The organism is Streptomyces laurentii (assembly GCF_040635425.1).
In the GTDB taxonomy this organism is placed as follows: domain Bacteria; phylum Actinomycetota; class Actinomycetes; order Streptomycetales; family Streptomycetaceae; genus Streptomyces; species Streptomyces laurentii.
The window spans coordinates 1-23,527 of record NZ_JBEYHT010000078.1; the positions used below are offsets into that span (position 1 = coordinate 1).

Genomic DNA, 23,527 nt, shown 5'->3' on the forward strand with positions numbered 1-23,527 from the left:
CTTTTCGAGCTTATCAGATCTTTTCGATCCGATTCACTCGGCGCTTTCCGTTCCTTTCGGCTTTCGCTTCCAGGCCCTTTCGGCGCTTTCCGACTTTATCAGAACTTCCGAGTCGGATTTCCGCTTCCCGGTTTCACCCGTCCGGTGCACGCTGGCGACCGGGGCTTCCCCACTGGCGGAGCCGTAAACGTACTGGAGCGGGGCGCCTTGATGCAAATCGAGGCGCCCCGCTCCCGAGCTCAGCCCGCGCGGCGGGCCGGCCGTCAGACCTCCACGACCACCGGGAGGATCATCGGGCGGCGGCGGTAGGTGTCGGAGACCCACTTGCCGACCGTGCGACGGATCAGCTGCTGGAGCTGGTGCGGCTCGACCACGCCGTCCTGAGCGGACTTGTTCAGGGCCTGGTCGATCTTCGGGAGCACCGCGTCGAACGCGTTGTCGTCGATGCCGGAGCCGCGGGCGTGGACGTGCGGGCCGCCCACGATCTTGCCCGTGGACGAGTCGACGACCACGTACACCGAGATGATGCCCTCTTCGCCGAGGATGCGGCGGTCCTTGAGGGAGGACTCGGTGACGTCGCCGACCGAGAGGCCGTCCACGTACACGTACCCGGCCTGGACCTTGCCGCTGATGCGGGCGCGGCCGTCGACCAGGTCGACGACGACGCCGTCCTCGGCGATGACGATGTGGTCCTTGGGGATACCGGTCATCGCGCCGAGCTCGGCGTTGGCACGCAGGTGGCGCCATTCGCCGTGGACCGGCATGAGGTTCTTCGGCCGGCAGATGTTGTAGAAGTACAGCAGCTCGCCGGCGGAGGCGTGGCCCGAGACGTGGACCTTGGCGTTGCCCTTGTGGACGACGTTGGCGCCCCAGCGGGTCAGGCCGTTGATCACGCGGTAGACCGCGTTCTCGTTGCCCGGGATGAGCGAGGACGCCAGGATCACGGTGTCGCCGGGGACGATCCGGATCTGGTGGTCGCGGTTGGCCATCCGGGACAGGGCGGCCATCGGCTCGCCCTGGGAGCCGGTGCAGACCAGCACGACCTCGTCGTCCGGGAGGTCGTCCAGCGTCTTCACGTCGACGACCAGACCGGCCGGGACCCGCAGGTAGCCCAGGTCACGGGCGATGCCCATGTTGCGGACCATCGAACGGCCGACGAAGGCGACCCGGCGGCCGTACTCGTGGGCGGCGTCGAGGACCTGCTGCACGCGGTGCACGTGGCTGGCGAAGCTGGCCACGATGATGCGCTTCTGGGCGTTCGCGAAGACGTTGCGCAGCACGTTCGAGATGTCGCGCTCGTGCGGCGTGAAGCCCGGGACCTCGGCGTTCGTCGAGTCGGTGAGCAGGAGGTCGATGCCCTCCTCGCTCAGCCGCGCGAAGGCGTGCAGGTCGGTGAGGCGGTGGTCCAGCGGGAGCTGGTCCATCTTGAAGTCGCCGGTGTGCACGACCATGCCCGCGGGGGTGCGGATGGCGACGGCCAGGGCGTCCGGGATGGAGTGGTTGACGGCGATGAACTCGCACTCGAAGTCGCCGAGCCGCTCGCGCTGCCCCTCGGCCACCTCGAGGGTGTACGGGCGGATGCGGTGCTCCTGGAGCTTGGCCTCGATGAGCGCGAGGGTCAGCTTGGAGCCGATGAGCGGGATGTCCTGCCGCATGCGCAGCAGGTACGGCACGGCACCGATGTGGTCCTCGTGGCCGTGGGTCAGGACGATGCCGACGATGTCGTCGAGACGGTCCTGGATGGTGGTGAAGTCGGGCAGGATCAGGTCGACGCCCGGCTGCTCCTCCTCGGGGAAGAGGACGCCGCAGTCGACGATCAGCAGACGGCCGTCGTACTCGAAGACCGTCATGTTGCGGCCGATCTCGCCGAGACCGCCGAGCGGGGTGACGCGCAGGCCGCCCTTCGCGAGCTTGGGCGGGGCGCCGAGTTCAGGATGCGGATGGCTCAAAAGACTCTCCTCACCACACGCGCCACGTACCGGATCGGCACGTGGCGCGCATGACAATCGTGCACTTACTTGTCGTATTCAGTTACGGGTCTTCTTTTATGAAGTCTGTTGTCAGAGCTGTACCCCGCCGGCGGCGAGATCGACCTTGAGCTGTGCGGTTTCCTCGTCGGTCAGGCCGACGAGGGGCAGCCGCAGCGGTCCGGCCGGGAGGCCCTGGAGGGCGAGGGCGGCCTTGGTGGTCATGACGCCCTGCGTGCGGAACATGCCGGTGAAGACCGGCAGCAGCCGCTGGTGGATCTCGGTGGACTTCTGGACGTCGCCGGCCAGGAAGGCTTCGAGCATGGCGCGCAGCTCCGGGGCGACGACATGGCCGACCACGGAGACGAAGCCGCAGGCGCCCACGGAGAGCAGCGGCAGGTTGAGCATGTCGTCGCCGGAGTACCAGGCGAGGCCGCTGCGGGCGATGGCCCAGCTGGCCCGGCCGAGGTCGCCCTTGGCGTCCTTGTTGGCGACGACGCGCGGGTGCTCGGCCAGACGGACGAGCGTCTCGGTGTCGATCGGGACGCCGCTGCGGCCGGGGATGTCGTAGAGCATCACGGGCAGCTCGGTGGCGTCGGCGATGGCCGAGAAGTGCCGGTACAGGCCCTCCTGCGGGGGCTTGTTGTAGTACGGCGTGACGGCGAGCAGACCGTGCGCGCCGGCGCGCTCCGCCGCGCGGGTGAGCTCCAGGGTGTGCCGGGTGTCGTTGGTGCCGATGCCCGCGACGACGTGGGCACGGTCGCCGACCGCCTCCAGGACGGCCCGTACGAGCTGCGATTTCTCCGCGTCGGTGGTGGTCGGGGACTCGCCGGTGGTGCCGTTGACGATCAGGCCGTCGTTGCCCGCGTCGACGAGATGGGTGGCGAGTCGCTGGGCGCCGTCGAGGTCGAGTGCGCCGTCCGCCGTGAACGGCGTGACCATGGCGGTGAGGACCCGCCCGAAGGGGGTCTGCGGAGTGGAGATCGGAGCCATGGGTAACACGCTACTCGCTGCTCAGCGCCGGATGCCCCCTCGGGGGACGCGATAAAGGGAGCCCGGCACTGCCTGCTCGGGGGTTCAAGCAGTGCCGGGTCCGTTTGATCAGCCTAGATGAACTTCACGAAACGTCGCAATACGGACACTTCGCCGGCCTGATCGGATGTGCGTGCGTTACGGGGCCACACGGCCGTTCTTGTTGAAGGCGGCATGGGTCAGCGGCATCAGCCGGGCCCAGTGCTCCTCCATCTTCTCGCCGACCATCTCGATCTCCCGCTGCGGGAAGGACGGCACCGCCGCCAGCTCGTGCTGGGTGCGCAGGCCGAGGAAGTGCATCAGCGAGCGGGCGTTGCAGGTGGCGTACATCGAGGAGAACAGGCCCACCGGGAGGACCGAGCGGGCCACCTCGCGGGCGATGCCGGCGGCCAGCATCTCCTGGTACGTGTCGTACGCCTGGCGGTACGAGTCCTCCATGGCGCGGGCGGCGAGGTCGTGCTGAGCCTCGGTGCCCTCGACGAAGACGTACTTGCCCGGGCGGCCCTCCTGGACCAGCTTGCGGTCCGTGCCGGGGACGTAGAAGACCGGCTGGAGCTCCCTGTAGCGGCCCGATTCCTCGTTGTAGGACCAGCCGACCCGATGCCGCATGAACTCGCGGAACACGAAGATCGGGGCGCTGATGAAGAACGTCATCGAGTTGTGCTCGAACGGGCTGCCGTGCCGGTCCCGCATCAGGTAGTTGATCAGGCCCTTGGAGCGCTCCGGGTCCTTCTGGAGCTCCTCGAGGGACTGCTCGCCCGCGGTGGACACCCGCGCCGCCCACAGGACGTCGGAGTCGGCCGCGGCGCTCTTGACCAGCTCAACGGTGACGTCGCTCCGGAACTCGATCTTCATGTTCTCTGGGGGGGTGTCGGTCACCTGGGGTCCTTCCGGTCGGGCTGGCGCAGAGGGGGGCTGCGGTCGTCCACTGTATCGACGTCCTTCTCGAGAACGAGATTCGGCCGGTTTGATGAAAAAGGGCACCAAAGCACCGATTCGCTCGTCTGTACAGGTGAAGACCTGCCGCGCAGGACCCGTCGAGACGTCGAGACCCCCCGTCGACGCGGACCCGGAGTCAAGGAGAGTGCTGATGTCGCCCCGGCGAGAGGCCGTACCGTTCGCGTTCGTCGCGGAGAACGACGACTTCCGCAGTAACGTCACTCCCCCGCCCCGGGAGCGTCCCACCGCGTCCCAGCTCGTCGGCCGTACGCTGCTCGGGCTGACCCTCGTCGCCGGTCTCGTCGGTGCCCTCGTCTTCGGCATGCCGTCCCTCCAGTCCGGGGACGCGGGCGGGGGCCGGCAGCAGTCCGAGGCTTCCGACGGCCGCTGAGGTAGCCTCACCGGGCACAGCCACCGAACGTGCTTGTGAGTGAGGACCTGTCGTGCCCCTGCCCTTCCTGACGGCCGACCGTGCTTTTGACACGGACGACATCGCGCTGCCGTTCGACGACCACGATCAGTGGCGCCGTCCGTACCGGCCCGGCCCGTGGCGGGTGGGGCTCGCCGCGCTCGCGCTGCTGCTCGCCTCGTTCGTGCTGCTCGCGGCCGTCGTCATCGCCGCCGCGGGAGGGACCGGCGGAGCCCTGCTCACCTTCGGCTTCGCGGCCCTGATCATCGGCGCCGCCCTGCGCTCGCTGCGCACAGGCGTCTGGGTGAGCAAGGCCGGGCTGCGGCACGTCGCCTTCTTCACCACCAAGACCATGCCGTGGCGGCAGACCAGCGCCGTCCGCACCGCGCAGCAGCCGGTGCGCTGGCTGGGTCTGCCCCGTACGGTCCAGGGCCAGGCCCTCGTCGTCGTCCGGCACGGCGGCGAGCCGGCCGCGCTGCTCACCGACCACAACGCGGACTTCCTCTCCCGGGTCGAGGCGTTCGACCGCGCCGCCGACACGGTCGAGGCCTGGCACGCGGAGTACGCGGGCGCCGGCGCCGGCGCGGCCCGCTGACGCCGTAGGACACGTGAGAACACGCGAAGGGGGCCCGGCGCGATGCCGGGCCCCCTTCGCGTGTCCGCGGACGCGCTGAGCCCTGTCCGCGGACGCGGCCTACGCCGCGTCGTGCAGGGTGATCGCCCGCTGCATGGCCTTGCGGGCCCGCGGGGTGTCGCGGGCGTCGTGGTAGGCCACCGCCAGCCGGAACCAGCAGCGCCAGTCCTCCGGTGTGTCCTCCGTCTCGGCCTTGCGCCGGGCGAACACCTCGTCGGCCGAGTCGCGGTCGATCCGGCCGCCCTCCGTCCGCTTCAGCTCGTCGACCGGCAGACCGCCCTCGGCCTCCAGCTCCGCCGCCAGCCGGTTGGCCCGGCGCGCGAAGCCGGTGTTCTTCCACAGGAACCAGGCCCCGACCACCGGCAGCAGGAACGCTATGGCGCCCATGCCCATGGCCGCGGGCTCCCCGGTCAGCAGGAGCAGGACCCCTTCCATCCCCACCACACCGAAGACGAGGACGAGGACGGTGGCCAGGAAGACGTACGTGATCTTTCCGCCCATGGCCGTCAGCCCAGGTCCAGGAAGTGTTCCAGGCCGAAGGTGAGGCCCGGGACGGCGGTCACGCGGCGGGCGCCCAGGAGGATGCCCGGCATGAAGCTGGAGTGGTGCAGCGAGTCGTGCCGCACGGTGAGGGTCTCGCCCTCGCCGCCGAGCAGCACCTCCTGGTGGGCCAGCAGGCCCCGCAGGCGTACGGAGTGCACCCGCACCCCGTCCACGTCCGCGCCGCGCGCGCCCTCCAGGGCGGTCGCGGTGGCGTCCGGCTGGGCGCCGAGACCGGCCTGGGCACGGGCGGCGGCGATCAGCTGGGCGGTGCGGGCGGCGGTGCCGGACGGGGCGTCCACCTTGTTCGGGTGGTGCAGCTCGACGACCTCGACGGACTCGAAGTACGGGGCCGCGAGCTGCGCGAACTTCATGGTGAGGACCGCGCCGAGGGAGAAGTTCGGGGCGATCAGGACACCGGTTTCCGGGGACTGCTCCAGCCAGCCGGTCAGCCGCGCGAGGCGCTCCTCGGTCCAGCCGGTGGTCCCGACGACCGCGTGGATGCCATGGCGTACGCAGAAGTCGAGGTTGTCCATGACCGAGTCGGGCGTGGTCAGCTCGACGGCGACCTGGGCGCCGGCCTCGGCCAGCGACTCCAGCGAGTCGCCGCGGCCGAGGGCCGCGACCAGTTCCATGTCCTCGGCGGCCTCGACGGCCTTGACCGCCTCGGAGCCGATCCGGCCCTTGGCTCCGAGGACCGCCACGCGCAGCTTGCTCATCTGATGCTTCCTTTTGGTGCGGAGGGGGGTCAGGCGACCACGCTGTGAAGGCGGTCGGCCTGCTTGTCCTTCAGCGGGCCTATCACCGACAGCGAGGGCCGCTGCTCCAGTACGTCGCGGGCGACCGCGCGCACCTCGTCGGGGGTGACGGCGGCTATCCGTCCCAGCATGTCGTCGACCGACATCTGGGTGCCCCAGCACAGCTCGCTCTTGCCGATGCGGTTCATCAGCGCGCCGGTGTCCTCCAGGCCGAGCACGGTGGACCCGGAGAGCTGGCCTATCGCGCGGCCGATCTCCTCGTCGGTCAGCCCGTCGGAGGCCACCTTGTCCAGTTCGTCGCGGCAGATCCGCAGCACGTCGTGGACCTGGCTGGGGCGGCAGCCCGCGTACACGCCGAACAGGCCGCAGTCGGCGAAGCCCGAGGTGTACGAGTACACGCTGTAGGCCAGGCCGCGCTTCTCCCGTACCTCCTGGAAGAGGCGGGAGGACATGCCGCCGCCGAGCGCGGTGTTCAGCACGCCGAGGGCCCAGCGGCGGTCGTCGGTGCGGGCCAGGCCCGGCATGCCGAGGACAACGTGCGCCTGCTCGGTCTTGCGGCCGAGCAGCTCGACCCGGCCGGCCGTACGGATGGTGCGCCGGCCCTCGCGCGGGGCGATGGGGCCGGCGGTACCGGTCAGGGCGCCGGCGCGCTCGAAGGCGCGGCGGACCTGGCGTACCACCGTGGCGTGGTCGACGTTGCCGGCGGCGGCGACGACCAGGTGGGTCGGGTCGTAGTGCTTCTTGTAGAAGCGGGCGATCTGCTCCCGGCCGAGCGCGTTGATCGTGTCGACGGTGCCGAGGACCGGGCGGCCCAGCGGGGTGTCGCCGAACATGGTCTGCGCGAACAGGTCGTGCACCACGTCACCGGGGTCGTCCTCGGTCATCGCGATCTCCTCCAGGATGACGCCGCGTTCGGCGTCCACGTCGGAGTCGAGGATGAGCGAGCCGGTGAGCATGTCGCAGACGACGTCGATCGCCAGCGGCAGGTCGGTGTCGAGGACCCGGGCGTAGTAGCAGGTGAACTCCTTCGCCGTGAAGGCGTTCATCTCGCCGCCGACCGCGTCGATCGCGGCGGAGATGTCGAGGGCGGACCGCTTGGCGGTGCCCTTGAAGAGGAGGTGCTCCAGGTAGTGGGTGGCGCCGTTGAGGGTCGGGGTCTCGTCCCGGGAACCGACATTCGCCCAGATACCGAACGTAGCGGAGCGCACGGAGGGCAGGGTCTCGGTGACGATGCGGAGACCGCCGGGGAGGGTGGTGCGACGGACTGTGCCGACGCCGTCCTTGCCCGGCAGAAGCGTTTGGGTACGGGCGACGGCCCGCCCCTCGGTGGAGGGGCGGGCCGTCGTCGCGGGACTGCGGAACGTCACTGGTCGGTGGCGTCCTTCTCGGCGTCCTCGCCCTCGATCACGGGGATGAGGGAGAGCTTGCCGCGCTGGTCGATCTCGGCGATCTCGACCTGGACCTTGGAGCCGATCGCGAGCACGTCCTCGACGTTCTCCACGCGCTTGCCACCGGCGAGCTTGCGGATCTGCGAGATGTGCAGCAGGCCGTCCTTGCCCGGGAGCAGGGAGACGAAGGCACCGAAGGTGGTGGTCTTGACGACCGTACCCAGGTAGCGCTCGCCGACCTCCGGCATGGTCGGGTTGGCGATGCCGTTGATCGTGGCGCGGGCGGCCTCGGCGGCCGGGCCGTCGGAGGCACCGATGTAGATGGTGCCGTCGTCCTCGATCGTGATCTCGGCGCCGGTGTCCTCCTGGATCTGGTTGATCATCTTGCCCTTGGGGCCGATGACCTCGCCGATCTTGTCCACGGGGATCTTGACGGTGATGATCCGCGGGGCGTTCGGGGACATCTCGTCCGGCGTGTCGATCGCTTCCATCATCACGTCGAGGATGTGGAGGCGGGCGTCGCGGGCCTGCTTGAGGGCCGCGGCCAGGACGGAGGCCGGGATGCCGTCCAGCTTGGTGTCGAGCTGGAGGGCGGTGACGAACTCCTTCGTACCGGCGACCTTGAAGTCCATGTCGCCGAAGGCGTCCTCCGCACCGAGGATGTCGGTGAGGGCGACGTAGTGCGTCTCGCCGTTGATCTCCTGGGAGATCAGCCCCATGGCGATACCGGCGACGGGGGCCTTGAGCGGCACACCGGCGTTCAGCAGCGACATGGTGGAGGCGCAGACCGAGCCCATGGACGTCGAACCGTTGGAGCCGAGGGCCTCGGACACCTGACGGATCGCGTAGGGGAACTCCTCGCGGGTCGGCAGGACCGGCACGATCGCGCGCTCGGCGAGCGCGCCGTGGCCGATCTCGCGGCGCTTCGGCGAACCGACGCGGCCCGTCTCGCCGACCGAGTACGGCGGGAAGTTGTAGTTGTGCATGTAGCGCTTGCGGGTCACCGGGGAGAGGGTGTCCAGCTGCTGCTCCATGCGGAGCATGTTGAGGGTGGTGACGCCCAGGATCTGGGTCTCGCCACGCTCGAACAGGGCGGAGCCGTGCACGCGCGGGATGGCCTCGACCTCGGCGGCGAGCGTACGGATGTCCGTGACGCCACGGCCGTCGATGCGGACCTTGTCCTTGATGACGCGCTCGCGGACCAGGGCCTTGGTCAGGGAGCGGTACGCGGCGGAGATCTCCTTCTCGCGGCCCTCGAAGGCCGGGAGGAGCTTCTCGGCGGCCAGCTCCTTGACGCGGTCCAGCTCGGCCTCGCGGTCCTGCTTGCCGGCGATGGTGAGCGCCTGGGCGAGCTCACCGCGGACGGCGTCGGCGAGGGCGGCGTACACGTCGTCCTGGTAGTCCAGGAAGATCGGGAACTCGGCCTCGGGCTTGGCGGCCTTGGCGGCGAGGTCGGCCTGGGCCTTGCACAGGACCTTGATGAACGGCTTCGCGGCCTCGAGGCCCGCGGCGACGATCTCCTCGGTCGGCGCCTCGGCGCCGCCCTTGACGAGCTGGATGGTCTGCTCGGTGGCCTCGGCCTCGACCATCATGATCGCGACGTCGCCGTCCTCCAGGGCGCGACCCGCGACGACCATGTCGAAGACGGCGTCCTCGAGCTCGGTGTGCGTCGGGAAGGCGACCCACTGGCCCTTGATCAGCGCGACGCGGACGCCGCCGATCGGGCCGGAGAAGGGCAGGCCGGCCAGCTGGGTGGACGCGGACGCGGCGTTGATCGCGACGACGTCGTACAGGTGGTCGGGGTTGAGCGCCATGATCGTGGCGACGACCTGGATCTCGTTGCGCAGGCCCTTCTTGAAGGACGGGCGCAGCGGGCGGTCGATCAGGCGGCAGGTGAGGATGGCGTCCTCGGAGGGGCGGCCCTCACGGCGGAAGAAGGAGCCGGGGATCTTGCCGGCGGCGTACATCCGCTCCTCGACGTCCACCGTCAGAGGGAAGAAGTCGAGCTGGTCCTTGGGCTTCTTCGACGCGCTGGTCGCCGAGAGCACCATGGTGTCGTCGTCGAGGTAGGCGACGGCGGAGCCGGCGGCCTGACGGGCCAGACGGCCCGTCTCGAAGCGGATCGTGCGGGTACCGAAGGAGCCGTTGTCGATGACGGCCTCGGTGTAGTGGGTCTCGTTCTCCACTAGCGGTTTCTCCTACGTTTCGTCTTTGCGTTTCGTCTTTGCGTCCGCGGGCCCGTGTGGCGCGGGGACGGTGCGGGAGAAGCACTGTGTTGGCGGGCCGGTCTTCGATCGAAGCTCCCGGATCGGTGTCCGGGGGCCACTACCGAGGACCGGCGGGCGGCCCGGCTGCTTCTCGCGCGGTGATGTGGCGGTGGTGCGGGGTGTGTCATGACCAGACTATGTGGCCATGCCACCCTCGCGCACGTACAGCAAAGGGAGCGGCCCCCTGAAAGTGGGAACCGCTCCCTTCACGGCGTCTTACTTGGCGCCGCCGGCCGCACCACGGCGGATGCCGAGGCGGTCGACCAGCGTACGGAAGCGCTGGATGTCCTTCTTGGCCAGGTACTGCAGCAGGCGGCGACGCTGACCGACCAGGATCAGCAGACCACGACGGGAGTGGTGGTCGTGCTTGTGAGCCTTGAGGTGCTCGGTCAGGTCAGAGATGCGGCGGGACAGCATCGCGACCTGGACCTCGGGGGAGCCGGTGTCGCCCTCCTTGGTGCCGAACTCGGCCATGATCTGCTTCTTGACAGCGGTGTCGAGAGCCACGCGGTTCTCCTCGATAGTGTTCGTGCGCCCGCGAGTGCCCCTGGTCTGCATCTCAGGGGGGCTTCCATGACTCGTGGGCGAGGGGCCGGTGAGCGCCGCTCCCCGAGACCCGAGGTCTCCGAGAGCGCGTACACGAACGGCCGCCGACGAGTCTACCAGGGCATTCAGGACACGAGCGCGCCCATTTGATCAGGACGTGAGAGCCCGGATGGAGTGGTAGACGTCGAAGACCGCCAGGCACAGCGGCAGCAGCGTGAGCAGCACGAACGTCTCCGCGACCTCCAGGAAGCGGCCCCAGAACGGGGTGACGCCCTTGCGCGGCACGATCAGGCCGATGGCGGTGAGCAGCGCGGCGACGCCCGCGATCGCGGCGGAGAGCCAGACCGTACGGATGTCGAGGGCCGTCCCGTCGCCCTTGAGGGCGGCCTGGAGGAGGTCCACGGGCGGGTTCAGGCACAGGCCGAGGCCGAGCAGGACCAGCGCGCCGAGGCCGGCCGCGAGCGCGCAGCCGACCTGCGCGGTGTAGCGGAACAGGTGGGCGCGCATCAGCATCGCGACGCCGGTCGACAGGGCGAGGAGCTGGCCCCAGACGTTGTCGGAGAAGCCGAGGACGGCCGCGGCGGCGACGGCGACGAGCGCGCAGCCGCCGACCAGGCCGACCAGGAGCTCGTGGCCGCGGCGGGCCTGGGCGGCGATCCGGACGGCGTCGACCGGTCCCTGCGGCTCGGTCTCGGTGCCGTATCCGCCGCCGACGCTGCTGCGGGGCGGCTCGAAGCCGATCGGCAGGCGCGCGAAGCGGGTGGACAGGCCCGGCAGGAAGGCGAGCGCCCCGATCGCGAAGGGGGCGCAGACCGCGGCGGACTCGGCCGTCGCCAGGTGGGTGAGGATCGACGCGAAGCCGACGAGCAGGCCGACGGTGGACGCGAAGACGAACGCGACGAAGGGGCCGTCGCCGCGCGGGGAGACCACCGTGAGGATCACGGCGCAGACGAGGACGGCGGCGCAGGCGAGCAGGAACTGCAGCTTGCCGATGCCCTGGCCGTCCGCCAGCGGGAGCAGTCCGGCGCCGGCGACGGCGGCGTTCGCCATGGCGCCCATGCCGAGGGCGACGGAGGAGTCGCGGTCGTCGTACACCCGCGCGCGTACGGCGGCCAGCGCCAGCAGGAGGACGGCGGTGACGGCGGCCAGGATGCCGGGCAGGCCGTGCATGTCGTGCCGGGGCTCGGACGACCACAGGACGAAGGCGAGCAGGGTGAGCAGGACCGCGCCGCCGAACAGGCCGGCGCCGCGCATCAGGGCGTCGGACCACAGGGTGCGGTCGCGCGAGACGGCGGAGGCGACGGCGTCGGAGACGTCGTCGAAGACGGCCGGGGGCAGCGACTCGGCGAACGGGCGCAGCGACAGCAGCTCGCCGTCGAGGATCCGCTGGGAGGCGAGCGAGCGGCCGCCGTCGAGGACGGTGCCGTCACGGCGGACCAGGTGGTAGCCGACCGGGGCGCCGGGGGCCGGGGTCTGGCCGGACAGCCGGAGGATCTCCGGGTAGAGGTCCGCGAGCGCGATGTCCTCGGGCAGGGCGACGTCGACGCGGCCGTCGGGCGCGACGACGGTGACCCGGCAGAAACCGGTGCCGCCTTGGAACACGGGTGCGGGGGCCGACTGGCCTGCTCTGCTGGCCGTGGCTGGGGCCGTCATACTCACCTGCTGATTCCCCTCGTGGTGATTCCTGGCCGGCGGGCCTGGCCCGCGCTCCGGGCATCGCGCCCCGGCTCTTTGGCTCCGGGCATCGCGCCGCGGCTCTCCGGCGCCGGGACCCGGCTCGGGACCTCGGCTCCGGCACTCCGGACATTGCGTTCCGAAAGGCCCGATTTTTTGCGATAGTTCATGAGCGCGCAAACATGCCCGCTCACCCTACCGCCCACTCGCGCCGCCGTACCAAAGTAGGATCCCTCCCCACGGATGGATGCCGTCGCCACGGGGGCGTCTCCAGGAACTTTCCGTCCGGCAACGGGAATTGGTGAGCTGTGAGCCAGATCGTCGTCAAGCGCCCACCACGGGCTCTGCCGTCCGAAGTGCCTGACGAGCAGGTGCAGTTGCAACCTCCTCCGGAGCTGCCGCGCGGGCAGCAGGAGGGCGCCCTGATGCAGCTCCTGCCGATGCTCGGAATGGGCGGATCGGTCGTCTTCTTCTTCATGACGCCGAACCCGATCATGCGGATCATGGGCATGGTGATGATCGCGTCGACGGTCGCGATGGCCATCTCGATGCTGGTCCGCTACCGGCGCGGCACCCAGGGGCAGCTCGCCGACATGCGGCGCGACTATCTGAAGTACCTGTCGCAGACCCGTCGTACCGTCCTGAAGACCGCTCACCTCCAGCGCGACGCCCAGTTCTATCTGCACCCGTCGCCGGAGCAGCTGTGGGCGCTGGTCGCCGAGGGCAGCCGGATCTGGGAGCGGCGCATCGGCGACGCCGACTTCGCGCAGGTCCGCGTCGGACTGGGCAGCCAGCAGCTCGCCACCCCGCTCATCGCCCCCGAGACCGCTCCCGTGGACGAGCTGGAGCCGCTGACCGCCGGCGCCATGCAGCAGTTCCTCACCGCGCACGGCACCCTGGACGGCCTGCCGATGGCCATCTCGCTGCGCGCCTTCTACCACCTCACGGTGGGCGGCGATCCCGACGCCGCCCGTTCCACGGCCCGCGCGATGATCGGCGGTCTCGCGGCGCTGCATTCCCCCGAGGACATGGTCATCGCCCTGGCGACGGGTGACGCCGCGGCCGCCTCGTGGGACTGGGCGAAGTGGCTGCCGCACGTCCAGGCGTCCGGTCCCGGCGACGGCGCGGGCAGCCGGAGGCTGATCACCACGGACGCGCACGAGCTGCAGGACATGATCGACGCCCGCCTCGAAGGCCGCCCCCGCTTCCAGGGCGTCAACCATCCGCTGCTCGATTACCCCCATCTGGTCGTGGTGCTCGACGGCCTGTCGATCCCGCCGACGTCGCCGCTCGCGTCGCCGGAGGGCATCCAGGGCGTGACGGTCATCGAGGTCGTGCCGGGGCGGACGTCCGGTCCGCGCGGCGACCTGTCGGTGACCGTGGAGTCCGGCTCGCTGCGCCTGGAGTCCGGGCACGGACATGTGTACGACGGCAGCCCCGACGCGCTGAGCCTGGACGCCGCCGAGGCGCTCGGCCGCCAGCTCGCGCCGCTGCGGGTCGCGAGCGGCTCGGACGACGACGAGCCGCTGCTCGCCAACCTCGACTTCACCGACCTGCTGAACCTCGGTGACGCGGCGTCGGTCGACGTCAGCCGTACCTGGCGGCCCCGGTCCCGTTCCGAGCGGCTGCGCGTCCCGATCGGCGTGGGCGAGGACGGCGTCCCCGTGATGCTGGACCTCAAGGAGGCCGCGCAGGAGGGCATGGGCCCGCACGGTCTGTGCGTGGGCGCCACCGGTTCCGGCAAGTCGGAGCTGCTGCGCACCCTCGTCCTCGGTCTGGCGGTGACGCACTCCTCCGAGACACTGAACTTCGTCCTCGCCGACTTCAAGGGTGGCGCCACCTTCGCCGGCATGTCGCAGATGCCGCACGTCGCCGCGGTCATCACCAACCTCGCGGACGACCTCACACTCGTCGACCGCATGGGCGACTCCATCCGCGGCGAGCTGAACCGCCGCCAGGAGATGCTGCGCGACGCGGGCAACTACGCGAACATCACCGACTACGAGAAGGCGCGCGCCGCCGGCGCCGCCCTCCAGCCCATCCCCTCGCTCGTCCTCGTCATCGACGAGTTCAGCGAGCTGCTGACCGCCAAGCCGGACTTCATCGAGATGTTCGTGCAGATCGGCCGGATCGGCCGGTCCCTCGGCGTGCACCTGCTGCTCGCGTCGCAGCGCCTGGAGGAGGGCCGGCTGCGCGGCCTGGAGACGTACCTCTCCTACCGCGTCGGTCTGCGCACCTTCTCCGCCGCCGAATCCCGCGCGGCCCTCGGCGTCCCCGACGCCTACTCGCTGCCGAACGTCCCCGGTTCGGGCTATCTGAAGTACGGCACCGACGAGATGGTGCGCTTCAAGGCCGCGTACGTCTCCGGTGTCTACCGCACCAACCAGCACACGGCCGTCCCGGACGGGCCGCTGCCGGTGGACCGCCGGCCGGTCGTGTTCACCGCGGGGCACATCCCGGTCCGGTACGTGGAGCGGCCCGCCCAGGCGGAGGTCCCCGAGGCCCGCAAGCCCGAGGACGACGCGCTGGCCGACTCGGTGCTCGACGTGATCGTGCGCCGGCTCGAAGGACGCGGCGTGGAGGCGCACCAGGTGTGGCTGCCGCCGCTGGACAACCCGCCGCCGCTCGACGCGATCCTGCCCGGCCTCGCCGGGGTGGAGGGCCGCGGTCTGACGCAGCCCGGGTACGAGGGGGCCGGCCGGCTGGTCGTCCCGCTCGGTGTCGTGGACAAGCCGTTCGAGCAGCGCCGTGACACGCTCTTCCGCGACTTCTCGGGCGCCGCGGGCCACATGCAGATCATCGGTGGTCCGCAGTCCGGCAAGTCGACGCTGATGCGGACCATCATCTCGGCGTTCGCGCTCACGCACACCCCGCACGAGGTGCAGTTCTACGGCCTCGACTTCGGTGGTGGCGGCATGGCCTCGCTGGCCGGCCTGCCGCACGTCGGCGGCGTGGCGTCGCGTCTCGACCCGGAGCGGGTGCGCCGTACGGTCGCCGAGGTCTACGGCATCCTGACCCGGCGCGAGGAGTACTTCCGCAGCGCGGGCATCGACTCCATCGCCACGTTCCGGCGGCTGCGGGCCCGCGGCGACATCTCGGTTCAGGACCAGCCGTGGGGCGACGTCTTCCTCATGCTCGACGGCTGGGGCAACTTCCGTACCGAGTACGAGGGACTCGAGGCGGCCGTCGTCGACCTCGCCGCCCGCGGTCTCGGCTACGGCATCCACGTGGTCATCACGGCCTCCCGTTCCATGGAGGTGCGCGCCAACCTCAAGGACCACCTGATGAACAGGCTGGAACTGCGGCTCGGCGACACGATGGACTCCGAGCTGGACCGCAAGATGGCCGCCAACGTGCCGACCGGTGTCCCGGGCCGCGGTCTGACGCCGGAGAAGCTGCACTTCATGGCGGCCGTGCCGCGCATCGACTCCATCGCCTCCGACAGCGACCTGTCCGAGGCGACGGCGGCGATGACGCAGGAGGTCACCCGCCACTGGACGGCGCCGGGCGCGCCGGAGGTCCGGCTGCTGCCGCGCGAACTGGACGCGCACGAGCTGCCGGCGGGCTACGCGGAGCCGCAGCGCGGTGTCGCGTTCGCCATCGACGAGAACAACCTGGAGCCGGTCTTCACCAACTTCGAGCGCGACCCGTTCTTCCTGGTGTTCGGCGAGAGCGAGTCCGGCAAGTCGAACCTGCTGCGGCTGCTCATCAAGCAGCTCACGGAGCGGCACGACGGCAGCGAGGCGAAGTTCTTCGTCATCGACAACCGCCGCGCGCTGCTGGACGTCACACCGACGACCCACCTCGCCGAGTACGTGCCCATGTCGAACAACATGGAGCACCACGTCGACGCGCTGGCCGACCTGATGCGCCGCCGCACGCCGTCGGCGGACGTCACGGCGCAGCAGCTGCGCGACCGCAGCTGGTGGCAGGGACCGAACCTGTACGTGGTCGTCGACGACTACGACCTGGTCTCCACGTCCAGCGGCAACCCGCTGTCGAAGCTGACGGAACTGCTGCCGTTCGCGCGGGACGTCGGCGTCCGCTTCATCATCGCGCGCAGCGCGGCGGGCGCGAGCCGGGCCGGGTACGAGTCCTTCATGCAGCGGATGATGGAGCTGGGCGCGCAGGGCGTGCTCCTCTCCGGCGACCCGCAGGAGGGCGACGTCCTCGGCGGCGTCCGCATGCGGCCGATGCCGCCGGGCCGGGGCATCTACGTCTCCCGCCAGCGCGGCAACCCGCTGATCCAGACGGGCCTGATGCCGGCCGACCAGTAGGGGCGCGGCGTGATCAGCGCCAAGGAGGTCTGCCCCTCGCTGGGGGATTCCGCGAGGTCGATTCCGGCGCTCGCCGACGTGCTGCCCGACGAGCCGGAGTACACGTTCTCCGACCGCCTCTCCGGGCAGGGCGGCCGATTCTTCACCTCGTCCTGCTTCGTGTGGGGCGAGGAGGATCAGCTCCTCGTCACCAAGGCGAGGTGGGAGGTCGCCGGTCCACCGAAGGCCTGGGCCGCGGCGGCCCTGGGTGAGCGTCAGGCCGCCCGCGCGAGGTGGTTCGACGCGGGCACCATGGGCGTGGTCGACCCGGCCGACGGCAAGGCGGCCGTCCTGGTCCCCTGCTCGGCACCGGGGACCTACGTGGGCGGGAGCCACAGCCTCAGCGTGGTGGTGCATCTGAAGCGCCACGAGGAGTCCGGCGGGCCGGAGCCGGAACAGCGTCTGGCGGACCTCGCGGTCGGGGCGGCCCGGTCCGCCCACCGCACGGCCCGCTGCGATCTGTCGTCCGGGGTCCCCGACACCGCTCCGCGTGTCGGCACCGACGCCTCCGGATGGCAGCCGGCCGGGCCGGACTCCCGCACCGGCTTCGGGGCCTGTGACGTGGCGGCGGTCGCCCTCGGGGGTCCGCTCGGCTGATCCGCCGGCACACGTCCGGTTGTGCCGCCCGGTCCTGCAACCGGATCTCCCCGTACACGCGTGATGGAGTGCGTACGGCGTGGCCGGCCCGCCTGCTCGCCTGCTCGTGTTCGTACGCGCACCCGCGCTCGTACTTGTACTTGTACTTGTACTCGCGTTCGTGCTCGTAGTCGTCACTCGCGAGCCTCGGAGCCACCCACGGTGATCAGCGTGCGGCAATGCGAGACGCCGGCGAAGAGACGCGCGTCCTGAATTCCGGGGAGCGAGCCGGGCTTTTGTCCGCATCCTCGTCTCGGTCGACGGGAGGCCGGCGAAGCCGCGGTGAAGAAGCCGATGGATGCCCGAGTGACGGCTGCTTCACATTCCCCCTCGTCTACCGTGTCGCCCCGACGAGGAATGGGTGCGCATTCGGGCCGGATACGGGAGAAACGCACCTCCTCGGCCGCCGAGAGCACGCGCGAGGGCCTGTCCGAAAACACGAGGGTCGATAGCATGCGGGGCGCGAGAAGTCCGGGTCGTTCAGGGGTGGAGGGGCGTCGCCGCGCGGTCGGGTGGCGCGATCGGACCGCGGACGCTCTCGGCGTACTGCCACACATCACATCGAAGCGAACAACAGCGGGATGGAGGTCCCCGGATGGCCTGGGACGAGTGGGAGCAATTGAAGACATCGGCGGCCGAGAAGGGCTCGACGCAGATGCAGCTGAACGGGCTGCCGCCGGAAGACCGGCCGAATGCCGGCAGCCCGACCGGTGGATTCCTCAAGGTCGATCAGCAGGACCTGGCCGCCATCGGTGACGAGGCGTTCAAGCTCTACAACCGGTTGTGGACGGAAGCGCGGGTCACGAGCACGGACACGGCCGGCACCAATCTGACGAGCCAGGGCTTCGACCTCGGCTCCGCCCTGTCCCATGTGTCCCTGCGCTGGGACAAGCAGCTCGCCTCGCTCATGGACGCGTGCGCGCTGATCTCGAACCACATGGAGTTCACGGGGAAGACCCACCAGGGCGACGAGATATTCATCGAGCGCCATGTGAGCAGCATCCAGGCCCTCGATGCCGGATTCGACGAGGACTGGGCCAAGAAGGGCGAGAAGAACCCGATTTACGGCGAGAAGCCGAAGAAGGACAAGGACTGATCAGGCCCATGGATTTCGAACACCTTCACTCGGCGAACTTCTCCCAGCTCGACACCACCGTCGGCGACTGGACGAGCATGATCACCAAGCTCGAGTCGCTGAAGACCGCCGCCAACGACGGTCTCAAGGCCAAGGCCCTGAAGGCCGACTGGGCCGGCGACAACGCCGTGATCTCCCGTGCGTTCGTCGGCAAGACGGCGGGCGAGTTCGGTGACGCCGTCACGCAGGCCACGTCGATCCGCAACATCATGCGCGACACCTGCGACGAGCTGAAAACCCAGCAGCGCCTGCTCAAAGAGGCGATAGACCGCGGCCAGGGCAAGAACCTCACCGTCTCCCAGAACGGCGCCGGGTTCATCGTCCGCGAGAACCCCGACAAGAAGGCCCCGAACGGCCAGTCGGACGTGGACTCCCTCCGTAACGAGCTGCAGGGCATCCTCGACAAGGCCACCGAGGTCGACACGACCGGTTCGGCCTCCCTCAAGGCGCTGTCCGATCTCACCGACTACGGCTTCTCCGACAAGTCGTACAACAACCGGGACGAGGCCGCGGCCGCCATCAAGGAAGCGGACCGGCTCGCCGCCATCGCCAAGAAGAAGACGAAGGACCTCACTCCGGCCGACTTCGATGCCCTCAACGCCGGCCTCGGGAAGTACGCCGACGACCCGATCTTCGCCGCACGCTTCGCCACGACCGTCGGCCCCAAGGGAACCCTCGACCTCTGGGCCGGCCTCAACGACCCCAACCAGTCGTGGAAGATCGGTCACGAACGCATCGACAAGTACGGCGAGCTCCAGAAGAACCTCAGCCTGACCCTCGCCACCGCCACCCAGGTCGACACCCCCGAGATGTCGCGCTGGAAGTACGACATGGTCAACCTGGGCGACCAGCCGCTGTCCAAGAACAACCCCACCATGGGCTTCCAGGTCATGAGCAACCTGATGCGCGCGGGCGACTTCGACGACCGCTTCCTGACGGACTACGGAAGCAAGCTCATCGAGACCGAGAAGAAGTTCACCGACAACGGCCGGCACGCGCCGGGGGTCTGGCAGCACCTGGGCTTCGACCCGATGCTGAACCGTTCCGGCTCGGACTCCGGCTCCGACCCGATGACGGGCTTCCTCAAGGCCCTGTCGAACAGCCCCGCCGCCGCGACCGAGTTCTTCAGCGACGACTTCGTCACCAAGGACGAGGACCACGACTTCGAAGAGGACGCCGACAAGAACGGCAAGAACGAGAAGCGGTCGCTGAACAACTTCGACTACCTCTTCGAGGAGCGCGACTGGCCGCAGGACCAGGACAGCAAGGGCAAGGAGAGCATCGAGGGCCGCAACAACCTCGCCCAGGCGCTGGAAGCGGCCATCACCGGCCACCCGGCGGGTGAGCTGCCGACGGCCGAGACGCCTCCGCACAACGCCCAGCAGGCCGCCCTCATGACGAGCCTGGTCGAGTCGATCTCGGACGACAGCGAGCGGCTGACCAAGCACGGCTACATGTCGGACAGCGTCGGCCAGATCGCCTCCGAGTACCTGCCGGACATCAACCGCGCGATGACCGACGACGACGACAAGGACACGGACCGGCTCTTCCCCATCGCCGGCACCCAGGCCGAGATGAACCACCGGGACGTGACGCGGTTCCTGTTCACCGTCGGCCAGGACGACGAGGCGTACGCGGCCGTCGAGGTGGGCCAGAAGGCCTACATGGCGAACCTCATGGACTACCACCTGAACCCGGATCTCCCGGAGGAGCTGCGCTACTCCAAGGACCCCCAGTTCGTCGTCGAGCAGATCGCGCACGGCTCGGGCGAGGTCTCGGGAACCCTCGCGCAGGCCCGCGCGGAGGCCGTCGCCGGCGAGGCCGAGGAGAAGGACAAGGCCTACGAGCACTCCATCGCCCAGCTGAAGAACGGCATCTCGGGCGTCGTCGGTACGGGCGTCGGCATCGGTACGTCGTTCATCGCGTCCCCCGTCGGCGGAGCCGCGGCCGGCGGTGCCGCCGGCACCGCGACCAGCATGATCCTTGAGCAGATCTTCAAGGACGCCGAGGGCAAGGCCAAGGACGAGGCCGGCCCCGTCATGGGCGAGCACTGGGAGACCGGCCTGGAGAGCAACACGAAGTACACCGAGAAGGCGGCGGAGCTCGCGGCCCAGGCGCACAAGCGGAACGATCTCGAGGATGCCGGCGAGTGGGCCCGCAGAGGCGCGCAGGACGGCTTCACCGCTTCCGGCGTGAACGTGAACGCCATGGCGGCGGACCTCAAGACGGACGTCTGACGCCATGCCCGGCAGAACGTCGCCGCCACCCCGGCGGAATACCTCCGCTCCCTACCCGAACAGGTCACGTGTGTTGATGAACCGTCGTGTCGCCGGAACGACCGGACGGCCCGCCAGGAAAGCCGCCGCCCTGACGTCGGCCCTCGCCCTCGGACTCGTGCTCTCCTCCTGCACGAGCTCGGACGCCGACGCGCGGAGCTACACAGTGCCCGACTCGCTGTGCGGGACGACGGTGGATCCCGCTCTGCTGTCACCGTTCCTGCCGTCCGGCGAGAAGCTGACCACGCGCGAGGAGTCGCCTTCCGGCGGCACCAAGCGCTGCACCCTGCTCGTCGACGGCGAACAGAGCGTCGTCGCGAGCCGGATCTGGTGGAAGCAGGGCGACGGCGTCGCCCAAGTGGCCTCCGTCCACGCGCAGGTGGGGAAGGGAGAGGTGTCCGACGACAGCCGCTCCCTCTTCTCGGCCACCGGCGGGGTCGGGAAGACGGAAGGGTGCGCCGACCCCGGCCACCCCGAGCAGAACCTGTTCACCGTCATCCAGGTGTTCGCGCCCGGCAAGGGGGACGCGCCCGCGATGAAGCGGCTCGTCCCTGCGTACACGAAGGCGGTGGAGGGCTCGGACGAGTGCCGGCCGCCGCAGGGTGCGGCGGGCTCGTAGACTTGTAGACCTGTAGGCCTATAGGGCTGCGGGGCTGTGAGGCTCGTGCAGGCGGTTGCAGCGCGACGGCCCGGCGATCGGATGATCGCCGGGCCGTCGTCGTCACGCGCCGCGCGTGCGGCTCCGGGTCGGACCTCGGTCGGTGAACCCCTCCGGAGCACACGGCAGGGTGGGCGCCTCCCGCGCGCGCCCACCCTGTCCGATCCGCCTACGCGTTGCTCAGCCGCAACCGTCAGAAGGCGGCGGCGGAGCGGCGGTCGCCCTCCTGGTACGCCGGGCCCGCCATGCGGACCTTGCTGGCGATCTCCTTGAGGGAGGTGTGGATCTGCCGCGTCTCGGTGTCCCACTTCTTGTGGGCCGCGTCGGCCGCGGTCTTGGCCTCACCCTCGAAGGTGTCGGAGATGCCCTTGATGCGGGTCTGGATGTCCTCGAGGGCGCGGTCCAGCTGGGCCGCCTCCTTCTCGATGACACCAGCCGCGTCGTCGAGCGACGAGTAGGTGACGACCATCACGCCGTCGTTGTTGCCTGCCATGAGTTCTCCAAGTGGTTTCGTGCCGACGGTGGGCGGTTACGGTGTGCGGCTCTCGCTGGCTCAGAGGCGGGCGATGCCGGACGTCGCGGCGCGCTCCGCACCGGCGTCGCCCGAGAAACCGGCCGTCACGTCGACGCCCTTGAGCGCCTGCTCGATGTCCGAGTCGACGTTGGTGGCGTTGGTCCGGGTCACCTGGATGGCTTCCTGGAAGTTGAGCAGCAGCTTGGCGATGCGCACCATGCCCTGGTTGATCTCGTTCTGCTTGACGTCGAACGCACCGGCGCCGACACCCTTCCAACGGCCCTCGAGGCTGTCGATGACACCCTGGAGCGACCGCAGCTGACCCTTGACGCCCTCGAAGCGCGTCGTGAGGTCGTCCTGGAAGTCCTTGAGGCTCTGATCGCCGACCTTCTGGATCGTCATGTGACGCTCTCCCTCTTGTGGATTCTCTTGGTGACTGCGTGGGCCCGCGTGCGATGGGACGCGCTACGGGCCACGCGAGGTGGTCTTCGATGCGTCCGGGCCCGATCCGGCCCGGACGGGTCAGGCGGTGCGCCGCCGGCGCACGATCAGGAACGCCGCCACAGCCACGACGGCCACGACCGCCACGCCCCCGATGACAAGTCCCAGCGGACTGCCGCTGTCGGCGCTCTTGTCGGAGCCTGCCACAACGCCGTCCGCCGACGGCTTGGCCTCCGGGGCTTGTGACGAACCTGGTGCAGTCGACGCGCCGGGCTCCGTGGTCGCACCGGGCTTGCCACTGGCCCCGGACGTCCCGGCGGTGCCGGACGCGGCCGACTTGCCGCCGACCTTCTCGTTGGTCAGGGGGTTGATGTTCGGGTCGCCCGGCTTTCCGATGCCACGGTTGATGTTGGCGTTGGGACGGACGATTCCGTAACCGAGGGCATTACTGACGGTGCCGGGCTCCCAGTCATCGCTGCGAGCGGCGGACTCCAGCATGGCGCGCAACACCTGGTTCCCGGTCCAGTCGGGGTGCACGGACCAGATCAGGGCAGCGGATGCGGAAGCGATAGCAGCGGCATTACTCGTGCCTCCAGCTCTGCAGTAGCCCTTGAAGGTCTCGTCGCACCAGCCGGGAATGTCAGCGCCCGGAGCTGAGAGATCCACGTAATCGCCATGCTGCGAGTACCCCTCTGCTCGCCCTTCCCGGTTGGTCGCCGCTACGGCAATCGCTTCGGGATAGGCAGCCGGGAAGTTCTCCTTGTTTCCCCGCTTCGCGTCGTTGCCAGCCGAGGCAAACAGCAGCTTTCCCTTGGCCTGGGCATACTTGACTGCGTCCCTGACCGCGGTGGCGTAAAACTCGTTGCCGAAAGACATGTTGATAACCTTGGCCTCGCTGTCGGCGGCGGCCTTGATCGCTTCCTCCATGTCGAAGGCGTTTACCTTGTTCTCGTTCTGGAACTCGGTGTCGCTGATCCGGAAGGGAATGACCTTCGCTCCGGGGGCCAAGCCCTGAAGGCCACCGCCCTTCCCAGTACCGACGATGAGTTCTGCCATCGTCGTTCCATGGCCTGTGTAGTCGTCAGTCTCTTCGCCCTTGGCCTCGGTAAGGTCCTTGCCCTTCAGGACTTGGCCTTTGAGTGCGGGAGTGTCCGGGTTGACGCCAGTATCGATGACGGCGACGGTCACGCCCTCACCAGTTGAGGTCTTCCAGATCTCTTCGGCGTGCATGGCATCCAGGTACCACTGCTGAGACCGAACGTCGGCAGCACCCGCCAACGGGGCGGTGCCGACGAAACCGGCCGTCAGCACCACCGTCGCAGCCATCGTGCTGAGGAACCCTCGCCGAAGCCTGCGCACGTCGCTCATTCCTGCCGTCATCCTGACTTTCCGAGCCT

General features: G+C 69.6%; 20 protein-coding genes. 8 read left to right on the top strand and 12 right to left on the bottom strand.

The features are described 5' to 3' along the window. Positions 1-187, top strand: a 187-nt coding sequence (locus ABZ693_RS32075; RefSeq protein ID WP_359884713.1) for a hypothetical protein, incomplete at its 5' end; no start/stop codon positions are given. A gap of 76 nt (positions 188-263) precedes the next feature. On the opposite strand, the gene ABZ693_RS32080 is transcribed toward ABZ693_RS32075, so the two are convergent. The 3 genes from ABZ693_RS32080 to thyX all read right to left on the bottom strand — a co-directional run bounded on the left by ABZ693_RS32080 (position 264) and on the right by thyX (position 3,878). Beyond that, the gene (locus ABZ693_RS32080) at positions 264-1,949 is read right to left on the bottom strand and encodes a ribonuclease J (RefSeq protein WP_359884714.1); all 1,686 of its coding nucleotides are present in this window, start codon (positions 1,947-1,949) and stop codon (positions 264-266) included. A gap of 111 nt (positions 1,950-2,060) precedes the next feature. Continuing rightward, positions 2,061-2,960: a 4-hydroxy-tetrahydrodipicolinate synthase gene (gene dapA / locus ABZ693_RS32085; protein WP_359884715.1), complete on the bottom strand. Its 900-nt coding sequence runs from the start codon at positions 2,958-2,960 to the stop codon at positions 2,061-2,063. A 177-nt stretch (positions 2,961-3,137) separates the two neighbouring features. Next, positions 3,138-3,878: an FAD-dependent thymidylate synthase gene (thyX, locus tag ABZ693_RS32090; RefSeq protein WP_359884717.1), complete on the bottom strand. Its 741-nt coding sequence runs from the start codon at positions 3,876-3,878 to the stop codon at positions 3,138-3,140. Between the two features lie 211 nt (positions 3,879-4,089). On the opposite strand from thyX, the gene ABZ693_RS32095 reads away from it, so the two are divergent. After that, the gene (locus ABZ693_RS32095; protein ID WP_359884718.1) at positions 4,090-4,329 is read left to right on the top strand and encodes a hypothetical protein; all 240 of its coding nucleotides are present in this window, start codon (positions 4,090-4,092) and stop codon (positions 4,327-4,329) included. 52 nt (positions 4,330-4,381) lie between these two features. Beyond that, positions 4,382-4,942 carry an SCO5741 family PH domain-containing membrane protein gene (locus ABZ693_RS32100; RefSeq protein WP_359884719.1) on the top strand — a complete coding sequence of 187 codons (561 nt, stop codon included), beginning with the start codon at positions 4,382-4,384 and terminating at the stop codon, positions 4,940-4,942. 99 nt (positions 4,943-5,041) lie between these two features. Here ABZ693_RS32100 and ABZ693_RS32105 read toward each other — a convergent pair whose 3' ends face one another. From ABZ693_RS32105 to eccD, 6 genes are all read right to left on the bottom strand, one after another. After that, entirely contained in the window at positions 5,042-5,482 is a 441-nt protein-coding gene (locus ABZ693_RS32105; RefSeq protein WP_359884720.1) for a hypothetical protein, read from the bottom strand. Positions 5,483-5,487: 5 nt separating this feature from the next. Then, positions 5,488-6,240, bottom strand: a complete 753-nt coding sequence (dapB, locus tag ABZ693_RS32110; RefSeq protein ID WP_359884722.1) for a 4-hydroxy-tetrahydrodipicolinate reductase — start codon at positions 6,238-6,240, stop codon at positions 5,488-5,490. 29 nt (positions 6,241-6,269) lie between these two features. Further along, entirely contained in the window at positions 6,270-7,646 is a 1,377-nt protein-coding gene (locus tag ABZ693_RS32115; RefSeq protein ID WP_359884723.1) for a M16 family metallopeptidase, read from the bottom strand. After that, positions 7,643-9,853 carry a polyribonucleotide nucleotidyltransferase gene (locus ABZ693_RS32120; RefSeq protein ID WP_359884724.1) on the bottom strand — a complete coding sequence of 737 codons (2,211 nt, stop codon included), beginning with the start codon at positions 9,851-9,853 and terminating at the stop codon, positions 7,643-7,645. Before ABZ693_RS32120 ends, ABZ693_RS32115 begins: the two co-directional genes overlap by 4 nt. A gap of 297 nt (positions 9,854-10,150) precedes the next feature. Further along, entirely contained in the window at positions 10,151-10,441 is a 291-nt protein-coding gene (gene rpsO, locus ABZ693_RS32125) for a 30S ribosomal protein S15 (protein ID WP_359884726.1), read from the bottom strand. Positions 10,442-10,630: 189 nt separating this feature from the next. Next, positions 10,631-12,133 carry a type VII secretion integral membrane protein EccD gene (gene eccD / locus ABZ693_RS32130; RefSeq protein WP_359884728.1) on the bottom strand — a complete coding sequence of 501 codons (1,503 nt, stop codon included), beginning with the start codon at positions 12,131-12,133 and terminating at the stop codon, positions 10,631-10,633. 329 nt (positions 12,134-12,462) lie between these two features. Between eccD and eccCa the strand changes: the two genes are divergently transcribed. The 5 genes from eccCa to ABZ693_RS32155 all read left to right on the top strand — a co-directional run bounded on the left by eccCa (position 12,463) and on the right by ABZ693_RS32155 (position 21,136). Next, entirely contained in the window at positions 12,463-16,431 is a 3,969-nt protein-coding gene (gene eccCa, locus ABZ693_RS32135) for a type VII secretion protein EccCa (RefSeq protein WP_359884729.1), read from the top strand. Positions 16,432-16,440: 9 nt separating this feature from the next. Then, positions 16,441-17,067: a hypothetical protein gene (locus ABZ693_RS32140; RefSeq protein WP_359884731.1), complete on the top strand. Its 627-nt coding sequence runs from the start codon at positions 16,441-16,443 to the stop codon at positions 17,065-17,067. A 634-nt stretch (positions 17,068-17,701) separates the two neighbouring features. Continuing rightward, entirely contained in the window at positions 17,702-18,202 is a 501-nt protein-coding gene (locus ABZ693_RS32145) for a hypothetical protein (protein ID WP_359884733.1), read from the top strand. 8 nt (positions 18,203-18,210) lie between these two features. After that, positions 18,211-20,478 (top strand): hypothetical protein, encoded by a 2,268-nt coding sequence (locus tag ABZ693_RS32150; protein ID WP_359884734.1) that lies wholly within the window; start codon positions 18,211-18,213, stop codon positions 20,476-20,478. Between the two features lie 76 nt (positions 20,479-20,554). Continuing rightward, on the top strand, positions 20,555-21,136 hold the full coding sequence (locus ABZ693_RS32155; RefSeq protein ID WP_359884736.1) for a hypothetical protein: 582 nt from the start codon (positions 20,555-20,557) through the stop codon (positions 21,134-21,136). Positions 21,137-21,368: 232 nt separating this feature from the next. On the opposite strand, the gene ABZ693_RS32160 is transcribed toward ABZ693_RS32155, so the two are convergent. From ABZ693_RS32160 to ABZ693_RS32170, 3 genes are all read right to left on the bottom strand, one after another. Then, positions 21,369-21,668 (bottom strand): WXG100 family type VII secretion target, encoded by a 300-nt coding sequence (locus tag ABZ693_RS32160; RefSeq protein ID WP_359884737.1) that lies wholly within the window; start codon positions 21,666-21,668, stop codon positions 21,369-21,371. 60 nt (positions 21,669-21,728) lie between these two features. Next, positions 21,729-22,091, bottom strand: coding sequence for a WXG100 family type VII secretion target (locus ABZ693_RS32165; protein WP_359884739.1), 363 nt, complete (start codon positions 22,089-22,091; stop codon positions 21,729-21,731). Positions 22,092-22,211: 120 nt separating this feature from the next. After that, complete coding sequence (locus tag ABZ693_RS32170; protein WP_359884740.1) at positions 22,212-23,498, bottom strand: S8 family serine peptidase; 1,287 nt, start codon at positions 23,496-23,498, stop codon at positions 22,212-22,214. Positions 23,499-23,527: the final 29 nt, after the last annotated feature.